The sequence below is a fragment of the Vibrio gelatinilyticus genome (assembly GCF_022836845.1).
Taxonomy (GTDB): Bacteria; Pseudomonadota; Gammaproteobacteria; order Enterobacterales; family Vibrionaceae; genus Vibrio; species Vibrio gelatinilyticus.
On record NZ_JAJNNZ010000002.1, the window covers coordinates 413,609 to 432,292 of the forward strand.

The 18,684-nt window shown below is 45.9% G+C and carries 17 protein-coding genes; 5 read left to right on the forward strand and 12 right to left on the reverse strand.

The annotated features are described in order from the left end of the window. Window positions 1-176: 176 nt before the first annotated feature. Window positions 177-734 (reverse strand): single-stranded DNA-binding protein, encoded by a 558-nt coding sequence (locus tag LNL84_RS03950; protein WP_244355364.1) that lies wholly within the window; start codon window positions 732-734, stop codon window positions 177-179. A gap of 277 nt (window positions 735-1,011) precedes the next feature. Between LNL84_RS03950 and LNL84_RS03955 the strand changes: the two genes are divergently transcribed. From LNL84_RS03955 to LNL84_RS03970, 4 genes are all read left to right on the forward strand, one after another. Beyond that, window positions 1,012-1,659 (forward strand): LuxR C-terminal-related transcriptional regulator, encoded by a 648-nt coding sequence (locus LNL84_RS03955; RefSeq protein WP_244355365.1) that lies wholly within the window; start codon window positions 1,012-1,014, stop codon window positions 1,657-1,659. Window positions 1,660-1,825: 166 nt separating this feature from the next. Continuing rightward, window positions 1,826-2,698, forward strand: coding sequence for a UTP--glucose-1-phosphate uridylyltransferase GalU (gene galU / locus LNL84_RS03960; protein WP_244355366.1), 873 nt, complete (start codon window positions 1,826-1,828; stop codon window positions 2,696-2,698). Between the two features lie 121 nt (window positions 2,699-2,819). Next, window positions 2,820-5,645, forward strand: a complete 2,826-nt coding sequence (gene uvrA / locus LNL84_RS03965; RefSeq protein ID WP_244355367.1) for an excinuclease ABC subunit UvrA — start codon at window positions 2,820-2,822, stop codon at window positions 5,643-5,645. A 140-nt stretch (window positions 5,646-5,785) separates the two neighbouring features. Further along, on the forward strand, window positions 5,786-7,537 hold the full coding sequence (locus LNL84_RS03970) for a PglL family O-oligosaccharyltransferase (RefSeq protein ID WP_244355368.1): 1,752 nt from the start codon (window positions 5,786-5,788) through the stop codon (window positions 7,535-7,537). A gap of 46 nt (window positions 7,538-7,583) precedes the next feature. On the opposite strand, the gene rpoS is transcribed toward LNL84_RS03970, so the two are convergent. The 9 genes from rpoS to LNL84_RS04015 all read right to left on the reverse strand — a co-directional run bounded on the left by rpoS (window position 7,584) and on the right by LNL84_RS04015 (window position 14,791). Further along, window positions 7,584-8,561 carry an RNA polymerase sigma factor RpoS gene (rpoS, locus tag LNL84_RS03975; protein ID WP_244355369.1) on the reverse strand — a complete coding sequence of 326 codons (978 nt, stop codon included), beginning with the start codon at window positions 8,559-8,561 and terminating at the stop codon, window positions 7,584-7,586. Between the two features lie 106 nt (window positions 8,562-8,667). Further along, window positions 8,668-9,576 carry a peptidoglycan DD-metalloendopeptidase family protein gene (locus LNL84_RS03980; protein WP_244355419.1) on the reverse strand — a complete coding sequence of 303 codons (909 nt, stop codon included), beginning with the start codon at window positions 9,574-9,576 and terminating at the stop codon, window positions 8,668-8,670. Window positions 9,577-9,597: 21 nt separating this feature from the next. Continuing rightward, window positions 9,598-10,221 carry a protein-L-isoaspartate(D-aspartate) O-methyltransferase gene (locus LNL84_RS03985; protein ID WP_244355370.1) on the reverse strand — a complete coding sequence of 208 codons (624 nt, stop codon included), beginning with the start codon at window positions 10,219-10,221 and terminating at the stop codon, window positions 9,598-9,600. Beyond that, entirely contained in the window at window positions 10,218-10,988 is a 771-nt protein-coding gene (gene surE / locus LNL84_RS03990; protein WP_244355371.1) for a 5'/3'-nucleotidase SurE, read from the reverse strand. The genes LNL84_RS03985 and surE overlap by 4 nt, the downstream gene beginning before the upstream one ends. Window positions 10,989-10,991: 3 nt before the next feature. After that, entirely contained in the window at window positions 10,992-12,023 is a 1,032-nt protein-coding gene (gene truD / locus LNL84_RS03995; RefSeq protein ID WP_244355372.1) for a tRNA pseudouridine(13) synthase TruD, read from the reverse strand. A gap of 18 nt (window positions 12,024-12,041) precedes the next feature. Next, window positions 12,042-12,521 (reverse strand): 2-C-methyl-D-erythritol 2,4-cyclodiphosphate synthase, encoded by a 480-nt coding sequence (ispF, locus tag LNL84_RS04000; RefSeq protein ID WP_244355373.1) that lies wholly within the window; start codon window positions 12,519-12,521, stop codon window positions 12,042-12,044. Further along, the gene (gene ispD, locus LNL84_RS04005; RefSeq protein WP_244355374.1) at window positions 12,518-13,228 is read right to left on the reverse strand and encodes a 2-C-methyl-D-erythritol 4-phosphate cytidylyltransferase; all 711 of its coding nucleotides are present in this window, start codon (window positions 13,226-13,228) and stop codon (window positions 12,518-12,520) included. The genes ispF and ispD overlap by 4 nt, the downstream gene beginning before the upstream one ends. After that, window positions 13,225-13,506 carry a cell division protein FtsB gene (gene ftsB / locus LNL84_RS04010; protein ID WP_244355375.1) on the reverse strand — a complete coding sequence of 94 codons (282 nt, stop codon included), beginning with the start codon at window positions 13,504-13,506 and terminating at the stop codon, window positions 13,225-13,227. The genes ispD and ftsB overlap by 4 nt, the downstream gene beginning before the upstream one ends. 145 nt (window positions 13,507-13,651) lie before the next feature. Beyond that, window positions 13,652-14,791, reverse strand: a complete 1,140-nt coding sequence (locus LNL84_RS04015) for an arginase family protein (RefSeq protein ID WP_244355376.1) — start codon at window positions 14,789-14,791, stop codon at window positions 13,652-13,654. Window positions 14,792-14,906: 115 nt separating this feature from the next. Here LNL84_RS04015 and LNL84_RS04020 point away from each other — a divergent pair, with 115 nt between their 5' ends. Then, window positions 14,907-15,941, forward strand: a complete 1,035-nt coding sequence (locus LNL84_RS04020; protein ID WP_244355377.1) for an AraC family transcriptional regulator — start codon at window positions 14,907-14,909, stop codon at window positions 15,939-15,941. A 34-nt stretch (window positions 15,942-15,975) separates the two neighbouring features. Here the strand turns inward: LNL84_RS04020 and LNL84_RS04025 are convergent, their stop codons facing one another. Both LNL84_RS04025 and eno read right to left on the reverse strand, forming a co-directional pair. Next, entirely contained in the window at window positions 15,976-17,151 is a 1,176-nt protein-coding gene (locus LNL84_RS04025; RefSeq protein WP_244355378.1) for an Ldh family oxidoreductase, read from the reverse strand. Window positions 17,152-17,352: 201 nt separating this feature from the next. Then, window positions 17,353-18,654 (reverse strand): phosphopyruvate hydratase, encoded by a 1,302-nt coding sequence (eno, locus tag LNL84_RS04030; protein ID WP_244355379.1) that lies wholly within the window; start codon window positions 18,652-18,654, stop codon window positions 17,353-17,355. Window positions 18,655-18,684 lie beyond the last annotated feature (30 nt).

Below are 18,684 nucleotides of genomic sequence, written 5' to 3' on the forward strand. Positions count from 1 at the left end.
GAATCATCCAGCACGGCCAAACCATAGATTTGTTATAACAGAATTCCCGCTTAGCGTTAAGCAGTCGCTAAAGCCAGACATCTAAGAAACAAAAAAAGCCACGACAGTCGTGGCTATTTTTTAATTCACACTCAAGCCATACGGATTGATTGAACTTGAACTTGAACTAGTCAATTTTAGAACGGAATGTCGTCGTCAAAATCCATTGGTGGTTCATTGTACTGCGGTTGTGACGCAGGAGCCTGTTGTTGCTGTGGCTGCTTAGGTGCTTGTTGAACCGGCTGTTGAGGCTGGCCCCAGCCTCCTTGTTGAGGCGCTTGAGACTGTTGTTGTCCCATTCCGCCTTGATTCATTCCACCTTGCATTGGAGCTCCGCCCCCCTGACGACCGCCAAGCATCTGCATCACACCATTGAAACCTTGTACCACAACTTCTGTCGTGTAACGGTCCTGACCGCTCTGGTCTTGCCATTTACGGGTCTGCAATTGGCCTTCGATATAGACTTGTGAACCTTTACGAAGATACTCACCAGCCACTTCGGCTAGCTTGCCAAACAGAGCGACACGATGCCACTCTGTTTTCTCTCTCTGCTCGCCTGTTGCTTTATCGCGCCATGATTCTGACGTCGCAATGGTGATGTTTGCCACGGCACCGCCGCTTGGCATGTAACGAATTTCTGGGTCATTACCTAGGTTTCCCACAAGAATAACTTTGTTTACTCCACGGCTTGCCATGATTTGCTCCGTATTCACATTTCTGGATCTTAAATTTAGCCCAATAGAATAGCACGAACAGACTATAGGACAACACTGCTATTACCGCCAACAATGGCGAAGAGTGAATGACCAATGAATTGCGACCAATATCAATCGCTAAACTTCTTTAGTTTTTCGTCAATTACCAAAAGACAAGATATGCGCCTAAAAGCTACCGTCATTGCTAGCGTGTGACTTTTTACTAAGCGACTATCTCTGAAATCGACCTTTCACCCACGTAGACTGAGGCAAATATATGCGAAAAAGCTATTATCGACGCGTCGTTCAATATGTGACGCCAACGCCGAGTAGTATTCCTGAATTTATCCAGGTTCTGTCTGAACAATGTTGCTCCCCTATTGCGCCCATCACACCACAAAGTTTGATGGAAGCCAGCCCACTGTATAAAAATAGAATTCTTTTATTCGAGTACGAACATTCCTTGGAGTTATTCCAACAAGTAGTCAATTTGCCATTGGTTAGCAAAGATTACGAAACGATTTTGATTAACGTTCCGCGCCGATTGACTACCCAAGAGGTTCTCCATTACGGTCACCTCAAGGCGCTTTTTTATTGCCATGAAGCGCTCGATAAATTGGTTATCGGCATCAATGAAGTCGTTAATGGCAAAAACTGGTTACCAAGAGATGTCACGAGCCAATTACTTCACCACTATCGCCACATGGTACTTTCTAACACGGCGCCGACCGTGGTCGATCTCACCAGTCGAGAAATCCAGATTTTGCGGAGTTTGCAGTCGGGTGCATCCAACTTGCAAATGGCTGAAGATCTCTTTATTGCCGAATCGACCGTCAAGTCACACTTGTACCAAATCTTTAGAAAATTATCGGTAAAAAACCGTATCCAGGCCATCGCTTGGGCAAACCAGAACCTCTTATCGTAACGACCAACACCCGATAGACCAGGCTTGAACTGCCACCCGTTTTTAAAAATTTCCGTTGGGAATGTTCACAATACAGGTGTACCAGAGCAAATTTACTTGTAAACTGTGGCGGTATTAATGCCGTCAGTGGCAATCCAATTAAAAATAGAAATTATAGGGTGTTATCATGATCAAAAAGTGCCTATTCCCGGCTGCGGGCTATGGAACTCGCTTCTTACCTGCGACAAAGTCTATGCCTAAAGAGATGATGCCTGTGGTCAATAAACCGCTGATTGAATATGGCGTTGAAGAGGCCATTCAGGCAGGAATGGACGGCATGTGCATCGTCACTGGTCGTGGTAAGCACTCCATCATGGATCACTTTGATAAGAACTATGAACTAGAAGATCAAATCAGCGGTACAAACAAGGAAGATTTGCTGGTCAATATCCGCGATATCATTGAATCGGCGACCTTTACTTACGTACGCCAGCGCGAAATGAAAGGATTGGGTCACGCTATCTTGACCGGTCGTGAGCTGGTTGGCGACAATCCATTTGCTGTTGTCCTTGCCGATGATTTGTGCGTCAACGAATCACAGGGCGTGTTAGCGCAAATGGTCGCGCTTTATAAGCAATTTCGCTGCTCAATCGTCGCAGTACAAGAAGTCCCTGAAGACGAGACCCACAAGTACGGGGTGATTTCAGGTGAAATGATCAAAGACGATATATTCCGCGTCGATGACATGGTTGAGAAACCAGAGCCTGGGACTGCGCCAAGCAATCTGGCAATTATCGGTCGCTATATCTTAACTCCAGATATTTTCGAGTTAATTGAGCAAACAGAACCAGGCAAAGGTGGCGAAATTCAAATCACTGATGCTCTGTTGAAACAAGCAAAAGCTGGCTGCGTATTGGCGTACAAGTTTAAGGGTAAACGCTTTGATTGCGGTAGCGTCGAAGGTTATATCGAAGCCACCAATTACTGTTTTGAAAATCTTTACCTTAAAGACGAGAAAACCGCGGAATTGGGTAAGCACGTTACTCAAAGAGCCGACTAACTCGCTCCTTCCATAAAAAAACAGTCATCCTAAGATGACTGTTTTTTTATCCAGTATACCCTTTGCACAAACTTCACACTATGTAATACTTGAATCACTTGGCATTACATGAGCTGTAGCAATGGATAAAATAGAAGTCAGGGGCGCTCGAACCCACAATCTCAAAAATATTAACCTTACGATCCCTCGTGACAAATTAATTGTTATCACGGGCTTATCGGGCTCAGGCAAATCATCACTGGCTTTTGATACTCTATACGCAGAAGGGCAACGACGTTATGTTGAATCGCTCTCGGCTTACGCTCGCCAGTTTCTTTCCCTTATGGAAAAACCCGATGTTGATCATATCGAAGGCCTCTCTCCAGCCATTTCCATAGAACAAAAATCAACGTCCCATAACCCACGCTCAACCGTTGGCACCATAACCGAAGTTTACGATTACCTGCGTCTACTATACGCCCGGGTCGGAGAGCCTCGATGCCCAACTCATAAGGTACCGCTCGCGGCGCAAACCATCAGCCAAATGGTAGACAAAGTCCTTGAGCAGCCAGAAGGCGCCAAGTTGATGCTGCTTGCCCCTATCGTTAAAGAACGCAAAGGTGAGCATGTTAAAACGTTGGAGAACCTCGCGGCTCAAGGATTTATTCGTGCAAGAATTGATGGTGAAACATGCGATCTATCGGATCCTCCTACTCTAGAGCTGCATAAGAAGCACACCATTGAAGTGGTCGTCGATCGCTTCAAGGTAAGGGACAACCTACAACAACGTTTGGCTGAATCATTTGAAACGGCACTAGAGTTATCAGGGGGTATTGTCGCTGTTGCTTCAATGGATGATGCCCAACAAGAGGAGATCCTGTTTTCAGCTAACTTTGCATGCCCACACTGTGGCTACAGCTTGCAAGAGCTCGAACCAAGGCTGTTTTCGTTCAACAACCCGGCAGGTGCCTGCCATACCTGTGATGGACTTGGTGTACAGCAGTACTTTGATCCCGCGCGCGTCGTTGTTGATGAAGACAGCAGCCTGGCACAAGGTGCGATTCGTGGCTGGGATCAGAAGAATTACTATTACTACCAGATGCTTGGCTCACTCGCCAAACACTACGATTTTGATCTGCATGCGCCTTTTAATTCCCTACCGAAAAAAATACGTGAGATCATTTTAAAAGGCTCTGGCAGAACCGAGATTGAATTTAACTATGTTAATGACCGTGGAGATATTCGCGTCAAACGTCATGCCTTCGAGGGGATACTCAACACGCTTGAACGTCGCTACCGAGATACGGAGTCCAACGCTGTCAGAGAAGACCTGACCAAATACATATCCACAAAATCATGCGCTAGCTGCCATGGAACACGATTGCGAGAAGAGGCTCGTAATGTCTTTATCGAAGACACGACCCTACCGGAAATCGTTGAGATGAGCATCAGTGATGCCATGAGCTTTTTCCAAGGGCTCGCATTACAGGGCCAGCGTGCTCAAATCGCTGAAAAAGTGATGAAAGAGATCAATGATCGCCTGCATTTTTTGGTTAATGTTGGCCTTAATTATCTCAATTTATCACGCAGTGCAGAAACCCTTTCAGGGGGCGAAGCACAGAGGATACGTCTTGCCAGCCAAATAGGTGCCGGGCTTGTCGGCGTGATGTATGTATTGGATGAACCCTCCATCGGTCTTCACCAAAGAGACAATGAACGCCTACTTAATACCTTGACCCATCTACGAGATTTAGGAAATACCGTGCTGGTTGTCGAGCATGATGAAGATGCTATTCGAATGGCTGACCATGTCATTGATATTGGTCCTGGGGCTGGCGTACATGGCGGCCACATCATAGCCGAAGGTAGCGTGGATGATATTATTGCGACAGAAGCCTCTATAACAGGCCAATTCCTAAGCGGTAAAAGAGCCATCGAGATCCCGAAAAAGCGCATCAAAAGAGATCCAAAAAAGCAAGTCTCACTACTTGGTGCCAGCGGTAACAACCTTAAAGATGTGGATCTGACAATTCCTGTTGGACTGTTTACTTGTGTGACTGGCGTATCGGGCTCAGGCAAATCAACATTAGTCAATGACACCTTTTTTAAAATCGCACACACCCAACTTAATGGAGCAACCACCGCAGAGGCCTCCCCTTACAAGTCCATCAAAGGACTTGAGCATTTTGATAAGGTCATCGATATCGATCAAAGTCCAATTGGTCGCACCCCACGTTCGAACCCAGCAACCTATACCGGGATCTTCACACCCATCCGTGAGCTATTTGCAGGTACGCAAGAATCTCGCTCACGAGGCTATAAACCAGGGCGATTTAGCTTTAATGTTCGTGGTGGACGCTGTGAAGCGTGTCAAGGTGACGGGGTTATAAAGGTAGAAATGCACTTCCTGCCGGATGTGTATGTACCGTGCGATGTGTGTAAAGGCAAACGCTACAATCGTGAAACCCTTGAAGTTCGCTATAAAGGCAAAACCATCGATGAAGTTCTGCAAATGACCGTAGAAGACGCCCGAGAGTATTTCAGCCCTGTTCCCGTTATTGCCCGCAAGCTACAAACGTTAATGGATGTGGGCCTGTCTTATATTCGTTTAGGTCAAGCGGCAACCACCCTCTCGGGAGGCGAAGCTCAGCGCGTCAAATTGGCCAAAGAGCTGTCAAAGCGAGATACGGGTAAAACACTGTATATCTTAGATGAGCCAACTACCGGACTGCATTTCCACGATATCGAAATGTTGCTCTCTGTATTGCATCGTTTGCGAGATCATGGCAACACCGTTGTCGTCATCGAACACAACTTGGATGTCATTAAAACGGCTGACTGGATTGTCGATTTAGGTCCGGAAGGGGGGCAAGGAGGCGGTGATATCATTGCTGAGGGAACGCCAGAAGAGGTCGCCAAGGTATCGGGCTCACATACTGCAAGGTTTTTAAAGCCAATGTTAAATTAAACATGCTCCCTTATTAGCCCTTCCCATTCCAACCACAGTAAGCCCAAATTGCTGTGGTTGGAAAAACAGCCTTAAGGTGAGACACTTAACCTTTAACGCTCTCTGTATGGAGCGGCGACGATTGTAGAGTCAAGGATATCATGGCAACACTTCACTTAAGTGGTACTGAGTTAGAGCTAGGCAAGACTCGACCACCATTGAACCGAAACTTTCTACTGGCAATGGCGGCTACCTTTCTTGTTGCCATGCACATTTTTTGGCCAAACCCTGGCGGTTTGGGACTCGCTCTTTCATTTAACGCCACAACCTGGATTGCGCTCAGCTTTGCTCTGGCCGTCGGCTTATACCAAATAGGAACAAACCGCACGGTAAGATATTCTAAGCTGACTATCGGCCTATTTTTATCTGCAACAATGATGTCCCTTCCCATCATTTACAGTAGCCCCGATATGAGCAATGCCACAGGTCGTTTAATGGGTTTATGGGCTGGCTTGCTGCTTTTCTTAGTACTGCAACAATTTCATTTTACCAATAAGCATAAACAGCGATTATTGTGGTTTGTGATATTGGCTTGTGTTTTTCAAGCCCTCGTGGGATACGTTCAATTTTTCTTATTAAATGAACATAACTGGTTTGGTTACGACACTGCTGCCAATCGACCTTATGGTGTTTTCCAGCAGCCCAACGTCATGGCCAGTTTCTTGGCATCCGGAATGGTATTGTCTGGCTATCTGCTGGCTCGCCAACCTCAGAAATACAATCGCCGAGTCAGTGATGTCTCTATATTGTATTTCACCCCAATGTTATTTGCGCCACTGATCATCGTACTCGCATCAAGGACGGGCTGGCTTAGCATGCTCTTTGGCTGTACGTTAGTGCTACCTTACCTTTACCGCTTCTCTACGAAAAAAAGATTCTACGGCTGGATTGCTTCCAACATTATCGGACTCGTCATTGGTGTTGTGATTGCGTTGTCCAGTAATAGCGGCAACCTCATCAGCTACAAATCGAATTTAGATTCAGCCCGCGCCACGATTTATCCTCAAGCGATAGATATGCTAATTGAAAAGCCCTTTACTGGCTATGGTATTGGTCGATTTGAGCCGGAATACATTCTATACACGGCGAGACAACACCAGCTCAATGATGGCTACCCTGCGGGTATAGCTGCTCTTGATCATCCTCATAATGAAATCCTATTTTGGGGGGTTGAAGGCGGGCTACTTCCTGTACTTGGGATATTGCTAGCGGCAATCTTTGTTCTCAGTCGCATTGTCAGAGCCAAAAAAGGCACAAGGTTGGCAATGTTTGCTCTCTTCGTCCCAATCGTGCTACACAGCCAATTGGAGTACCCGTTTTATCTATCTGCTATCCATTGGATTATTTTTATTACATTGGTTTACTGGGTCGACCAACGATCATCGACGTACTACACAACTAGCTTTGGAATAATCACCAAAACGCTTAGCCGCTCATTATCTCTGTCTTTGCCGATAATGGTTTGCGCTTACATGCTAACCTCCTTGCACACCAATATGGTACTTACTCGCTTTGAGCAAAGCCGGCCTGCTGACCCCGAAATCCTAAAACAGGTCTCTAATCCGGTGGCTTGGCAAGACCGTTATAATTGGGCGATATACCGCTCTCTCCTCGAGCTTGGTTTGCAATCTGGTGAACGAGAAACACTGCAACCCTTTATCGACTGGTCAATTAGCGTAATTCAACGTAAACCTCGACCTGCTTTATATCAAAACCTCATCACCGCCTATTTGGCATTAGGAAATGAAAGTCGAGCTCGACAAGTGCGTTATGAAGCTCAATTTTTATTTCCTAATCATAGTTTTAAAATAAAAGAGCCCGTAATCGAGGACGTGGTGAACCTTCACCTATAACCAAAAAAACGTCCTCATAGGACGTTTTTTTGTATCGCTAAAATCACTAATCATCTTCAATATTAAACAGTGACTCCATATTTAGCCCCTGCTTAATCAGTATATCTCTGAGTCGTCTTAGTCCTTCGACTTGAATTTGACGAACTCGCTCGCGGGTAAGGCAGATTTCTCGACCCACTTCTTCTAGTGTTGACGGTTCATAACCTAACAGGCCAAAACGACGCGCGAGAACTTCTTTCTGCTTAGGGTTCAGTTCATCAAGCCAATGGATCAAAGACGCTTTAATGTCATCGTCCTGTGTCGATACTTCTGGATCAGAGTGCGTAGAATCAGGAATAATGTCCAGTAGCGCTTTCTCGCCATCTCCACCAATAGGAGTATCAACAGAGCTAATACGCTCATTGAGGCGCAGCATTTTACTCACATCGCCAACGGGTTTATCCAGTTTCAGAGCAATTTCTTCAGCCGTTGGCTCGTGATCGAGTTTTTGTGATAACTCTCTTGCGGTTCGCAGATAGATATTCAGCTCTTTCACGACATGGATAGGCAGACGAATGGTGCGGGTTTGGTTCATCAACGCTCGTTCAATCGTCTGTCGAATCCACCACGTTGCGTAGGTAGAAAAACGAAAGCCCCTTTCAGGATCAAATTTCTCTACCGCTCGAATTAACCCTAAGTTGCCCTCTTCAATCAGATCAAGAAGTGCTAGACCTCGGTTGCTGTAGCGACGAGATATCTTGACGACCAAGCGCAAGTTACTCTCGATCATTCGTTTACGGGCAGCTTCGTCTCCTTTAAGAGCGCGACGAGCATAAAGCACTTCCTCTTCTGCTGTCAGTAGCGGAGAAAAGCCGATTTCGCCAAGGTATAGTTGAGTTGCATCCAAACTTTTCGTCGATGCATCAAAAGATTCTTTTTCTGCGGTTTCTTTATTGGTGGTTTCTTGCGGAAGTTCTCCGTTCGCGATGTTTACATTGCGACCATCAAACTCTTCGTTTTTAGTGACTGCATTACTGATACTCATAGCGCCTCCCCCTGGCTAGTTAGCTTGCACTCCGTCAGATACGCAGCTAACCTATTCTGATCATGTCAATCTCATTTGTAGAGTTACATCGGTATTTTGTTGTTTACTATGGCAAATAGCGTTTCGGGTTTACCGACTTACCTTGGTATCGAATCTCAAAGTGAAGCTTAACCGTATTGGTTCCTGAACTGCCCATCGTTGCGATTTTTTGTCCGGAATGAATACTTTGACCTTCTGATACCAATAACCGATCGTTATGAGCATAGGCACTTAAATAATTGTCGTTATGTTTAACTATCACTAAGTTGCCATAACCTCGTAGTGCATTGCCCGAATAAACCACGGTTCCCCCTGCAGTGGCGACAATCGCTTGGCCTCGTTGGCCAGCTATGTCTATTCCTTTGTTCCCTTGATCACCGGCAGAGAAATTCTTGATAACACGCCCTTTGGTTGGCCATTTCCAACTTGCAACTTTCGTACTAGATGAAGTGCTTTTTACCTTAGCTGGCGCCGGTTTAGGCTTGTTAACATTTTGTTTACCTTTAGAGCCACCATACTCCTTTGGTTTAGATTGATCAACACTCTTTTTGATGGTTTTTTGAGCTGTTTCAGTTTTGATACTTTTCTGTTTTGTACTTTTTGGCGCAGCAACTGGAGAGGCCGCTGCTGCTGTTGCCGCGGCTACCGTAGCAGCACTCGCTACTGCTACCTCGCCACCAGCGCCAGTGCCCGCATATACGGGTGGAGTGTAGACAGGGCGCCACAAGTTCAAGCGCTGTCCAGGGTGAATGGTATAGGGTGATTGTAATTTATTGAGCTGAATAATCTCTTTAACGTCTTTATTGGTTACGTAAGAAATGAAGTACAAAGTGTCACCTTTTTGCACTTCATAATAGCTACCTCGATAACTTCCTCGAGACACATTGCCATATTTATCGTCTACATCTGATACTCGCGCAGGAGATTGCCCAGCGCATCCATACAGAGCACTAGAAAGGCACACCAACACGACCATCAGTTTAAAACGACAATTCACTTATGCTAACTCACCCGCAACCAAAGGAACAAAGCGTACCAATTCAACCACTTCGGTATTAAAACTATCACCTTTTCGAGTAATTTTTAACAGTTGTTGCTCTTCTTCACCAACCGGGATCACCAATCGTCCACCTTCTGTGAGCTGAGAAATCAGCGCATTTGGCACAGACGCCGCTGCGGCCGTTACGATGATCGCATCAAATGGCCCTTTCGCTTCCCAGCCCTGCCAACCATCACCGTGCTTGGTCGCTACGTTGTAGATATCAAGTTGCTTTAACCTTCTTTTTGCATCCCATTGCAATGATTTAATTCTTTCTACCGAAAAAACCTTATCCACCAATTGGGCCAATATCGCGGTTTGATACCCTGAGCCCGTTCCGATCTCCAAAACTTTCGTTTTCGCTCCCAATTCAAGCAACTCAGTCATCTTAGCCACAATGTAGGGTTGAGATATGGTTTGCCCATTCCCTATCGGCAACGCGTTGTTATCGTACGCTTGATGGAGCATCGCCTGAGAGACAAAACATTCACGTGGTGTCTTCGCAATAGCGTCCAACACTGCTTGATCCTGGATGCCATTGCTCATCAAGAATTGCACTAACTGCATAGCTTGGGGGTTCATACACTCTTCCCTCTTACGAGCCAGTTTTGCATACTTGGGATAGATTCATGGGCGGTCAAATCAACTTGTAACGGCGTGAGAGAAATCGCACCATGTTCAACAGCATAAAAGTCGGTGCCTTCTCCTGCGTCTTGTTCTTTTCCGGGAGGCCCTAACCAATAAATATCGTGCCCTCTTGGATCTTTCTGCTTTATCATGCTTTCTGCATGATGACGCGCCCCTAACCGAGTCACCTGAATATCGTCCAACTCAACCAAAGGTCTATCGGGCACATTGATGTTAAGTAGACGGTTGGTTGGTATCGGCATTGAGATATGCTGCTGCACAACACGTTTAGCTACTTGCGCCGCAGACTCAAAATGCTCTCTCCCTACAAGGCTAATTGCAATCGCCTGCACGCCCAAGAAGTGCCCTTCCATCGCTGCCGCAACTGTTCCGGAATAAAGCACATCATCACCAAGGTTAGCACCATGGTTGATCCCTGAAACGATAATGTCTGGCAGTTTATCTTTCATCAGCTCATTGAGAGCAAAATGCACACAATCGGTTGGCGTCCCTTGCACAGAATACACATTGGGACGAATTTGATTGACACGCAGTGGTTGCTCTAATGTGAGCGAATTTGAGGCGCCGGAGCGGTTTCTGTCAGGGGCAACAATCGTGATATTAGCGATATCACTCAACGCCTCTGCCAGTACATTGATCCCTTTAGCGTGCACACCGTCATCATTGCTGATGAGAATATTAAGTTTGTTGTTCATATCCATGAATTAAAACTGTCTTTCCACTTCCTTTGCATTAACGACTTCTCGAATTATAGCAGTTGCAAAACTACCAGCATCGAGCGCAAATTTGATGACAAGCTCATTACCTGAAGATTGCCATGTTAACGAGTCGATTTTTAAACGCATATTACGCCTATCGTGTCGCATTCTATTGCCACGAATCAAAGCCATTAGATCCGTCTCATTATCAACGACTGCTTGCTCCATTTCCAACGGCTTCTCTGCGGTAGGCAGGGCATTATCGCCAGCCAATGCAGCTGTGATATTGACGCAATCTAATGGTAACGTTGATAACATGTCTTGTGTCACCAATGATTGCTGACCATTACTTTCAATAACATCGCCGACGAGAACGTCATCAAATAGCCCTGAGGTCAGACGTTGCGAAACAATCTGATTAAATATCCACGAACGGGCCGCCGACAAATAGAGGCTACGTTTATTTTGGTTGCGTGTTCGTACGTTCTCTCTGCCCCAACGTTTAGCTTCATCAACATTGTGACCATCACGACCAAAGCGCTGCTGACCAAAATAGTTTGGCACACCCTGTTGTTTCACCAATTCAAGTTTTGCAATCACATCGTCGACATCAGTAACCTTCGATAACACAATTTCAAATTCATTGCCTTGCAAATCCCCCGGGCGCAATTTCTTATTGTGCCAATCTGTTTGCAAGATTTCTATGCTTGGATATTGCGCTAAAAACTCTGTAAAGTCTGGCGTATCGCCTTTCGGCAAGTGAACACTGAGCCACTGCTCAGTGACAGCGTGGCGATCTTTGAGCCCAGCCCAGCCAACATCTTTGGACTTAACACCACACACTCTAGCTAACTCATTGGCAACAAAGCTGGTATTCTCGCCACTTTTGCGAATGCGCACCATTAGGTGTTCGCCCTGACCTGAAAAGGGGAAGCCAAGAACTTCTTTAACAACGAAGTCTTCATTTTTAGCTTTAAACTGCGCGTTAGCTTCTGGTCTGCCGTGCAGGTAAGCTAGATTTGATAGTAGATCAGACATTAAAATTGTATTCCCGATTTATTCTGATTTAGCGATAAGTACAACAGCTTCTGTCGCAATACCTTCTTTGCGTCCAGTAAAGCCCAGTCTCTCAGTCGTGGTAGCTTTTACATTGACGTTTTCCACTGCCGTTTGCAGATCTGCAGCGATGACTCGACACATAGCGTCGATATGGCCAGCCATTTTAGGCGCCTGAGCCATAATGGTTATATCAGCGTTCACTAGTCGATAGCCACGCTCTTGTACCTGGGCATAAACATTACGCAACAATGCTCGGCTATCAGCACCTTTCCATTCATCGTCAGTATCCGGAAAATGACGGCCAATATCACCAGCGGCTATCGCTCCTAACAAAGCATCGCAAAGAGCATGCAGAGCAACGTCACCATCAGAATGCGCGATTAGCCCTTGCTCGTAAGGGACAGCAACCCCCCCGATAATGACAGGGCCTTCACCACCAAATTTATGAACATCAAAGCCATGACCAATTCTCATCATTTTTCACCTTCACTGTGTCTCAAATAAAACTTGGCAAGGGCCAAGTCTTCAGGCTGAGTCACTTTAATATTATCAGCGCGCCCTACCACAAGCAGTGGCGCATAACCTAACCTTTCCAATGCGGATGCCTCATCAGTCACCACATCACCACTTTGTTGTGCTTGCATCAATGCTTGGTGCAGCTGAAAAGTTGGAAAAAGTTGCGGCGTCAGCGCATGCCATAGACCACGCCTTTCCACTGTATGTGCAATACTGCCGTTGGCATCACTGCGTTTCATGGTGTCCCTAACGGGCGCAGCCAAAATCCCTCCGACTTCATGCCGTTGAGCCTGTTCGATCAATCTCGAAATATCATCCAGAGACACGCAGGGGCGCGCGGCATCGTGCACCAAAGACCATGAGTCGGTAAAGTGTCGTTTTACATAATTCAGAGCAGACAATACGGAATCTGCTCGTTCATCCCCGCCATTCACCCGGAAAACACGATCGGGATAAGCAAAACCAATATCAGAAAAATAAGGATCACCATCACTGATGGCGATAACCACTCGCTCAATGAGAGGATGGGAGAGAAGTTTGTCGACGGTATGCTGCAATATGGTTTTACCGTCAATGATTAAGTATTGTTTTGGGCGATCAGCTTGCATACGACTGCCAACACCTGCCGCTGGCACAATCGCTATGATAGGCTGTGTTTCAGCACTCATTGGGACTCCTCGCCAATAATTCGATAGAACGTTTCTCCCTCTCCAACCAAACCGAGCTCATGGCGAGCCCGCTCTTCAATCGCATCTAAGCCTTGACGTAGGTCATCAATCTCGGCAAACATTTCCTGATTTCTTGTTTGGAGATTCAAGTTCACCTGTTGTTGGACCTGAATATCGCTTTCGACCTGATTGAAATCAACAATACCATTTTTACCAAACCACAAAGTGTATTGTAGCCAAGAAAAAACACCAAACAGTAGCAGAGCAAAAATACGCATACGCTTAAGTTAGCTTGTAGGGAAAAATTGCTTTCATATATACCACAATTGACGTTTAAAAATCAGTAAAGGTTTGCTCAAGTCTTGGTGATAGACATAAAAAAAGGGCTGCAAACGCAGCCCTTATTCAAATATTGAGTATCGATTAAAACTCGATGTTGCGACCAAAGTTCATTGGCCAGTTTGTTGGGTTCTTCTTACCTTCACGGATGTAGCGAGATTCCGCCAACCATGTTAGTAGTTCCCAACCAAATGCTGCTGTTAGAAGCGCATCTTTCTCATCAGAGTTCTTCTGAGGAGCAAACTCAGCGATGTCAGCACCAACCAGGTTAATACGCTTAGTCGCACGAAGCTTACGGAAGATGTCGTAGTACATGCGAGCCGATACACCAAATGGATCCGGGCTTGAGTTTGCACTGTGATCTAGAAGATCAAGACCATCTAAGTCAAACGTTAGGTAAACAGGACGACCATCGCCTTGCTTCTCTAGAATTTGTTCTACGATGTAGTCTACGCCCAAGTCATAGATTTCGTCCGCTAGGAAGAAGTTACCACCGATCGCTTTTGCTTTACCTTGTTGCGAAGCACACCAGCGGCCGCGCATACCTAGGCTCACACTGGTAGTTGGATCCATAGCACCCTCAGACGCTAGTCGGCAGTACCAGTTACCTGAATATGATTCATAGTCAAAGTCTGCGCGTGTTAACAGATCGAAGTGACCATCAATGTGAATCAAAGAAACAGGACCGTGAACTTTTGCAAGTGCTGCAGGGCCAGGGTAAGCAACCGTGTGGTCACCACCGAAGAAGAATGGTGTACAACCGTGGTTAACAACCATGTCATCGACAACTTCTTGCGCTGCACGCATTTCTTCGTCAAGGTTGAATTGGCCTAGGCCATCCCAGTTACCGTGATCGATGATGTTGCACAGTTCGAATGGCATTGTGCCATCTTGGTGGATAAGACCCATGCCCGTTTTAGATGCATCACGAATCGCACCAGGACCAAATTTGTGGCCACCAGCGTTTGGCGAACACTTGTCCATCGTTAGGCCGTACATTACGATGTCTGCGTTTTCAAAGCTGTTCACATAAGGAGCACCAAATGCGCCAACATGCTCTTTACCAAGCAAACTAAATGCTTCTACGCCTTGCTCTGCCATACGCTGCTGCATTGGAGCGATGTCTTCGTTGATGTAGAAGTCTGCATCAGACTTGTTCCAGTAGATATCTTGGTACAGTTCTAGTTTTTCTTTAGAAATTTCGACACGTTTTGGTTTGAACATGTTGCTGTCCTCTGTGTGTTAAATTTGCTGTTAAGCGATGGACACATTGTATCTAATTTAATCAGTATATATAATTACATTTCCGGCCATAATGTGTACATTTAAGGACAACCCAATGAGTTCTCAACACCAGCAGCAGTTTCTACAGGCCATGGTCGGCCATTGGGAATCGCTTATACGTGACTTAGCCAAGCAACCGCTTTCCATTGACCAGTTTCTCGATCGTGCCAACATTCGGCGAATAAGTTACGGTCACTACCACACGCTAAGTACCCAACAGGTACTCACTCTCATGAAGCTGTCAATGGAACGACTTAATATCGACGGCATAGGACTTCGCATTGCGAGTCGTCTTACGATAGAAGACACCGGCGCATTGGGATTTGCCATGTTGGGTTGCAAAACACTCAAGCAATTATTGGAAACCATCATCCATATTCCCTGGATGACCAGTGGGTACGTCGACATCCGCATCGCCTATGACAAAGATTATGCCTACATCACGGCCGAAGACCGCTCTGCGTTTTGGACCCCACAGCCCTATACCATTGAGGACAGTATTGGCCACTATTACCTGGGTATCAAAAAGCTACTCGGTGAGCAGTTTGATCAATCTAAGATGCTAATTCAACTAAACTACCCAGCCCCAACATACAAACACTTATACCTACAGATGCTCGGAACCATGCCAACATTTAATGCTTCAAGCAATCAGATTCGCTTACCAATTGAATGGATAGAAATGCCCATTTCCGGCAATGAATCTTTGGTGGCAAAAATCGCAGCAAAACACAGTGCCGAAATCAATCAAGAAGCACGTTCAACCATCCGCGATCAAATACGTATGAGGCTTTATGCCCAACTCGCTTCAGGAGTCCCGACAATGGAACAAATGGCGAGGACGCTCAACACTACCTCAAGAACCATGCGACGCCGATTAGCTGAAGAAGGTAAGACCTACAAGCAGTTAGTGCTTGAAGTTCGTATGCAGATGGCAAGTGAGTACCTTCTCAACACGTCATTAACCATCAGTGATATTGCCGCGCTGCTTGACTACCACTCAGCGCCTCCTTTTATACGAGCCTTTACCCAACACCACCAGTGCTCACCGGCAAAATTTAAAAACCGGCAAAAAAAAGCCCAGCTATAAAGCTGGGCCAAAATCATGTGCGTATGACTTTCAATTACTTACGGATAGTTTCCGCCGCGCGCTCAGCGCCAACTTTCGCTTCCCACTTCGCGTTTAGCTCTTCGATTGAAGTGCCTGAACGCTCTAGGAAAGACTTGAAACCTACCCAGTGAGAATCCATTACTTGATGCTCATCAGTTGCGTTTGCTAGTGCTTTTAGGCCCCACTCGTCTGGGATGTAAACATTGTCAAAGCCAGCGCGTGGACGGTTTTCTTTAATCGCTTTAACGAACATGTCGCTCTTACGCTTCACTTCTTCGATTGGGCCGAAGTGGCTTGGGTCGATTACTAGGATGTAAGAACCGCCTACTGGACATGGTGCATCTTCCATAGTGAAGAAATCACTTGGTACTGCTGGAAGCTCAGGTGCAATCTTACCTTTAGGGTTGATGATTGCTGTCATTACTTCGTTCCAGATGTTTAGCGAGTAAAGGCGTGGCGTTAGGAAAGTCCATGGTGCTTTACAGTCAGCAACACGGCCGTAACCTTCGATGAGAGAGCCCCACTTACGTGCGTCAGCCGTTAGCTCACCAGTGTCTTGGTCAACTAGAGCAGCAACATGTAGGTCACGCTCATTTACGATAGCATCACAGATGTGAGAATCGTAACCTTCACCGATCATGATAGACGTTACTAGCGGTAACTCTTCACCACCAACTAGAGCCGCATCGAACGGAGGGCAAGACATTGCTGGATCCATACCGCCGAATGGTGCGTTTAGAGGTACAGAGTTGTTTGAAGACATTGCAAACATGCCTTCTTTCATTGCCATCTGTGTGTAGTTAGAGAAGTTGCCGCCGTCACAGTGGTCGTAACCGAATACGATAGAGATACCGTGCTTGCGAGCTTTCTCGATAGCTGTTTGTGCCATTAGGGTACAAACGTAGTGACCAGAAGATTTCTTACCGTTGTAAACCGCCCAAGTGTCGCCTTCAGACTCGATTTCTGGGGTTGTTGTTGCGTCTAGGATACCAGCTTCGTATGGGATCGTAACAGCTTCAATTACGCCAAGACCTTGGTGCAGTTTACCTTGTAGGCCACCTACTAGTAGGTTGTGCGCTAGAATATCTGCGTGAGTTTGGTCTGCACCGATGTGCTTCCAAGATTCAGAAACGATGAACGAGAAGTACTCGTTGTTAAACGTAGTTGTAGGGCTGGTCACTTTAGCCATGGTAAAGTCCTCTTATGTAGGATAATCACTTTATTGAATCTGATCACAGTTTATCCCACTACTCCATTTTGGTAAGTAACATACTGGATATTGTTACCTAAGACCGACTGTTACTTCTCGACATGAGCACTCACAATTACAGAACAAAAAAAAACCGCCCCATAAGGGACGGTTTAATAAAAGATTTAAACAATCAAACGATTATGCTTGACCTTTAACTTCTTTAAGACCGTTGTAAGGTGCTTTTCCACCTAGAGCTTCTTCGATACGAATTAGCTGGTTGTACTTAGCAACACGGTCAGAACGGCTCATAGAACCAGTTTTGATTTGACCTGCAGCAGTACCTACCGCTAGGTCAGCGATAGTTGCATCTTCAGTTTCGCCAGAACGGTGAGAGATTACAGCTGTGTAACCTGCGTCTTTAGCCATCTTAATAGCAGCTAGAGTCTCAGTTAGAGAACCGATTTGGTTGAACTTGATAAGGATAGAGTTAGCAACACCCATATCGATGCCTTTAGCAAGGATCTTAGTGTTAGTAACGAATAGATCGTCACCTACTAGTTGAAGCTTGTCACCTAGTAGCTCAGTTTGGTGCTTGAAGCCATCCCAATCTGACTCGTCCAAACCGTCTTCGATAGAAACGATTGGGAACTGGTTAGCTAGTTCAGCTAGGTAGTGGTTGAACTCTTCAGAAGTAAACGTTTTACCTTCACCTTTCATGTTGTAGATGCCAGCTTCTTTGTCGAAGAACTCAGATGCTGCACAGTCCATAGCAAGAGTAACGTCTTTACCTAGTTCGTAACCAGCAGCTGCAACAGCTTCTGCGATAACTTCTAGAGCTTCTGCGTTAGACTTAAGGTTAGGAGCGAAACCACCTTCATCACCAACTGCAGTGCTGTAGCCTTTAGACTTAAGAACTTTAGCTAGGTTGTGGAATACTTCAGCGCCTACACGTAGAGCTTCTTTAAGAGTCTTTGCACCGACTGGTTGGATCATGAACTCTTGGATATCAACGTTGTTATCAGCGTGCTCGCCACCATTAATGATGTTCATCATAGGTAGAGGCATAGAGAACTGACCAGCAGTACCGTTTAGTTCAGCGATGTGCTCGAACAAAGGCATGCCTTTAGCAGCAGCTGCAGCTTTAGCATTCGCTAGAGATACAGCTAGGATTGCGTTTGCACCAAATTTAGATTTGTTTTCAGTGCCATCTAGGTCGATCATCACTTGGTCAACGTCAGCTTGTGCTTTCGCATCTTGACCAACGAGTGCTTCAGCGATTGGGCCGTTAACAGCTTCAATAGCTTTAAGAACACCTTTACCTAGGAAACGTGCTTTGTCACCGTCACGTAGCTCAAGAGCTTCGCGAGAACCAGTAGATGCGCCAGATGGAGCCGCCGCCATGCCGACGAAACCGCCTTCTAGGTGTACTTCAGCTTCTACAGTTGGGTTACCACGTGAGTCGATGATTTCACGACCTAGAACTTTAACGATCTTAGACATTAATGTTTCCTCTCATTAAGTATAAATGTC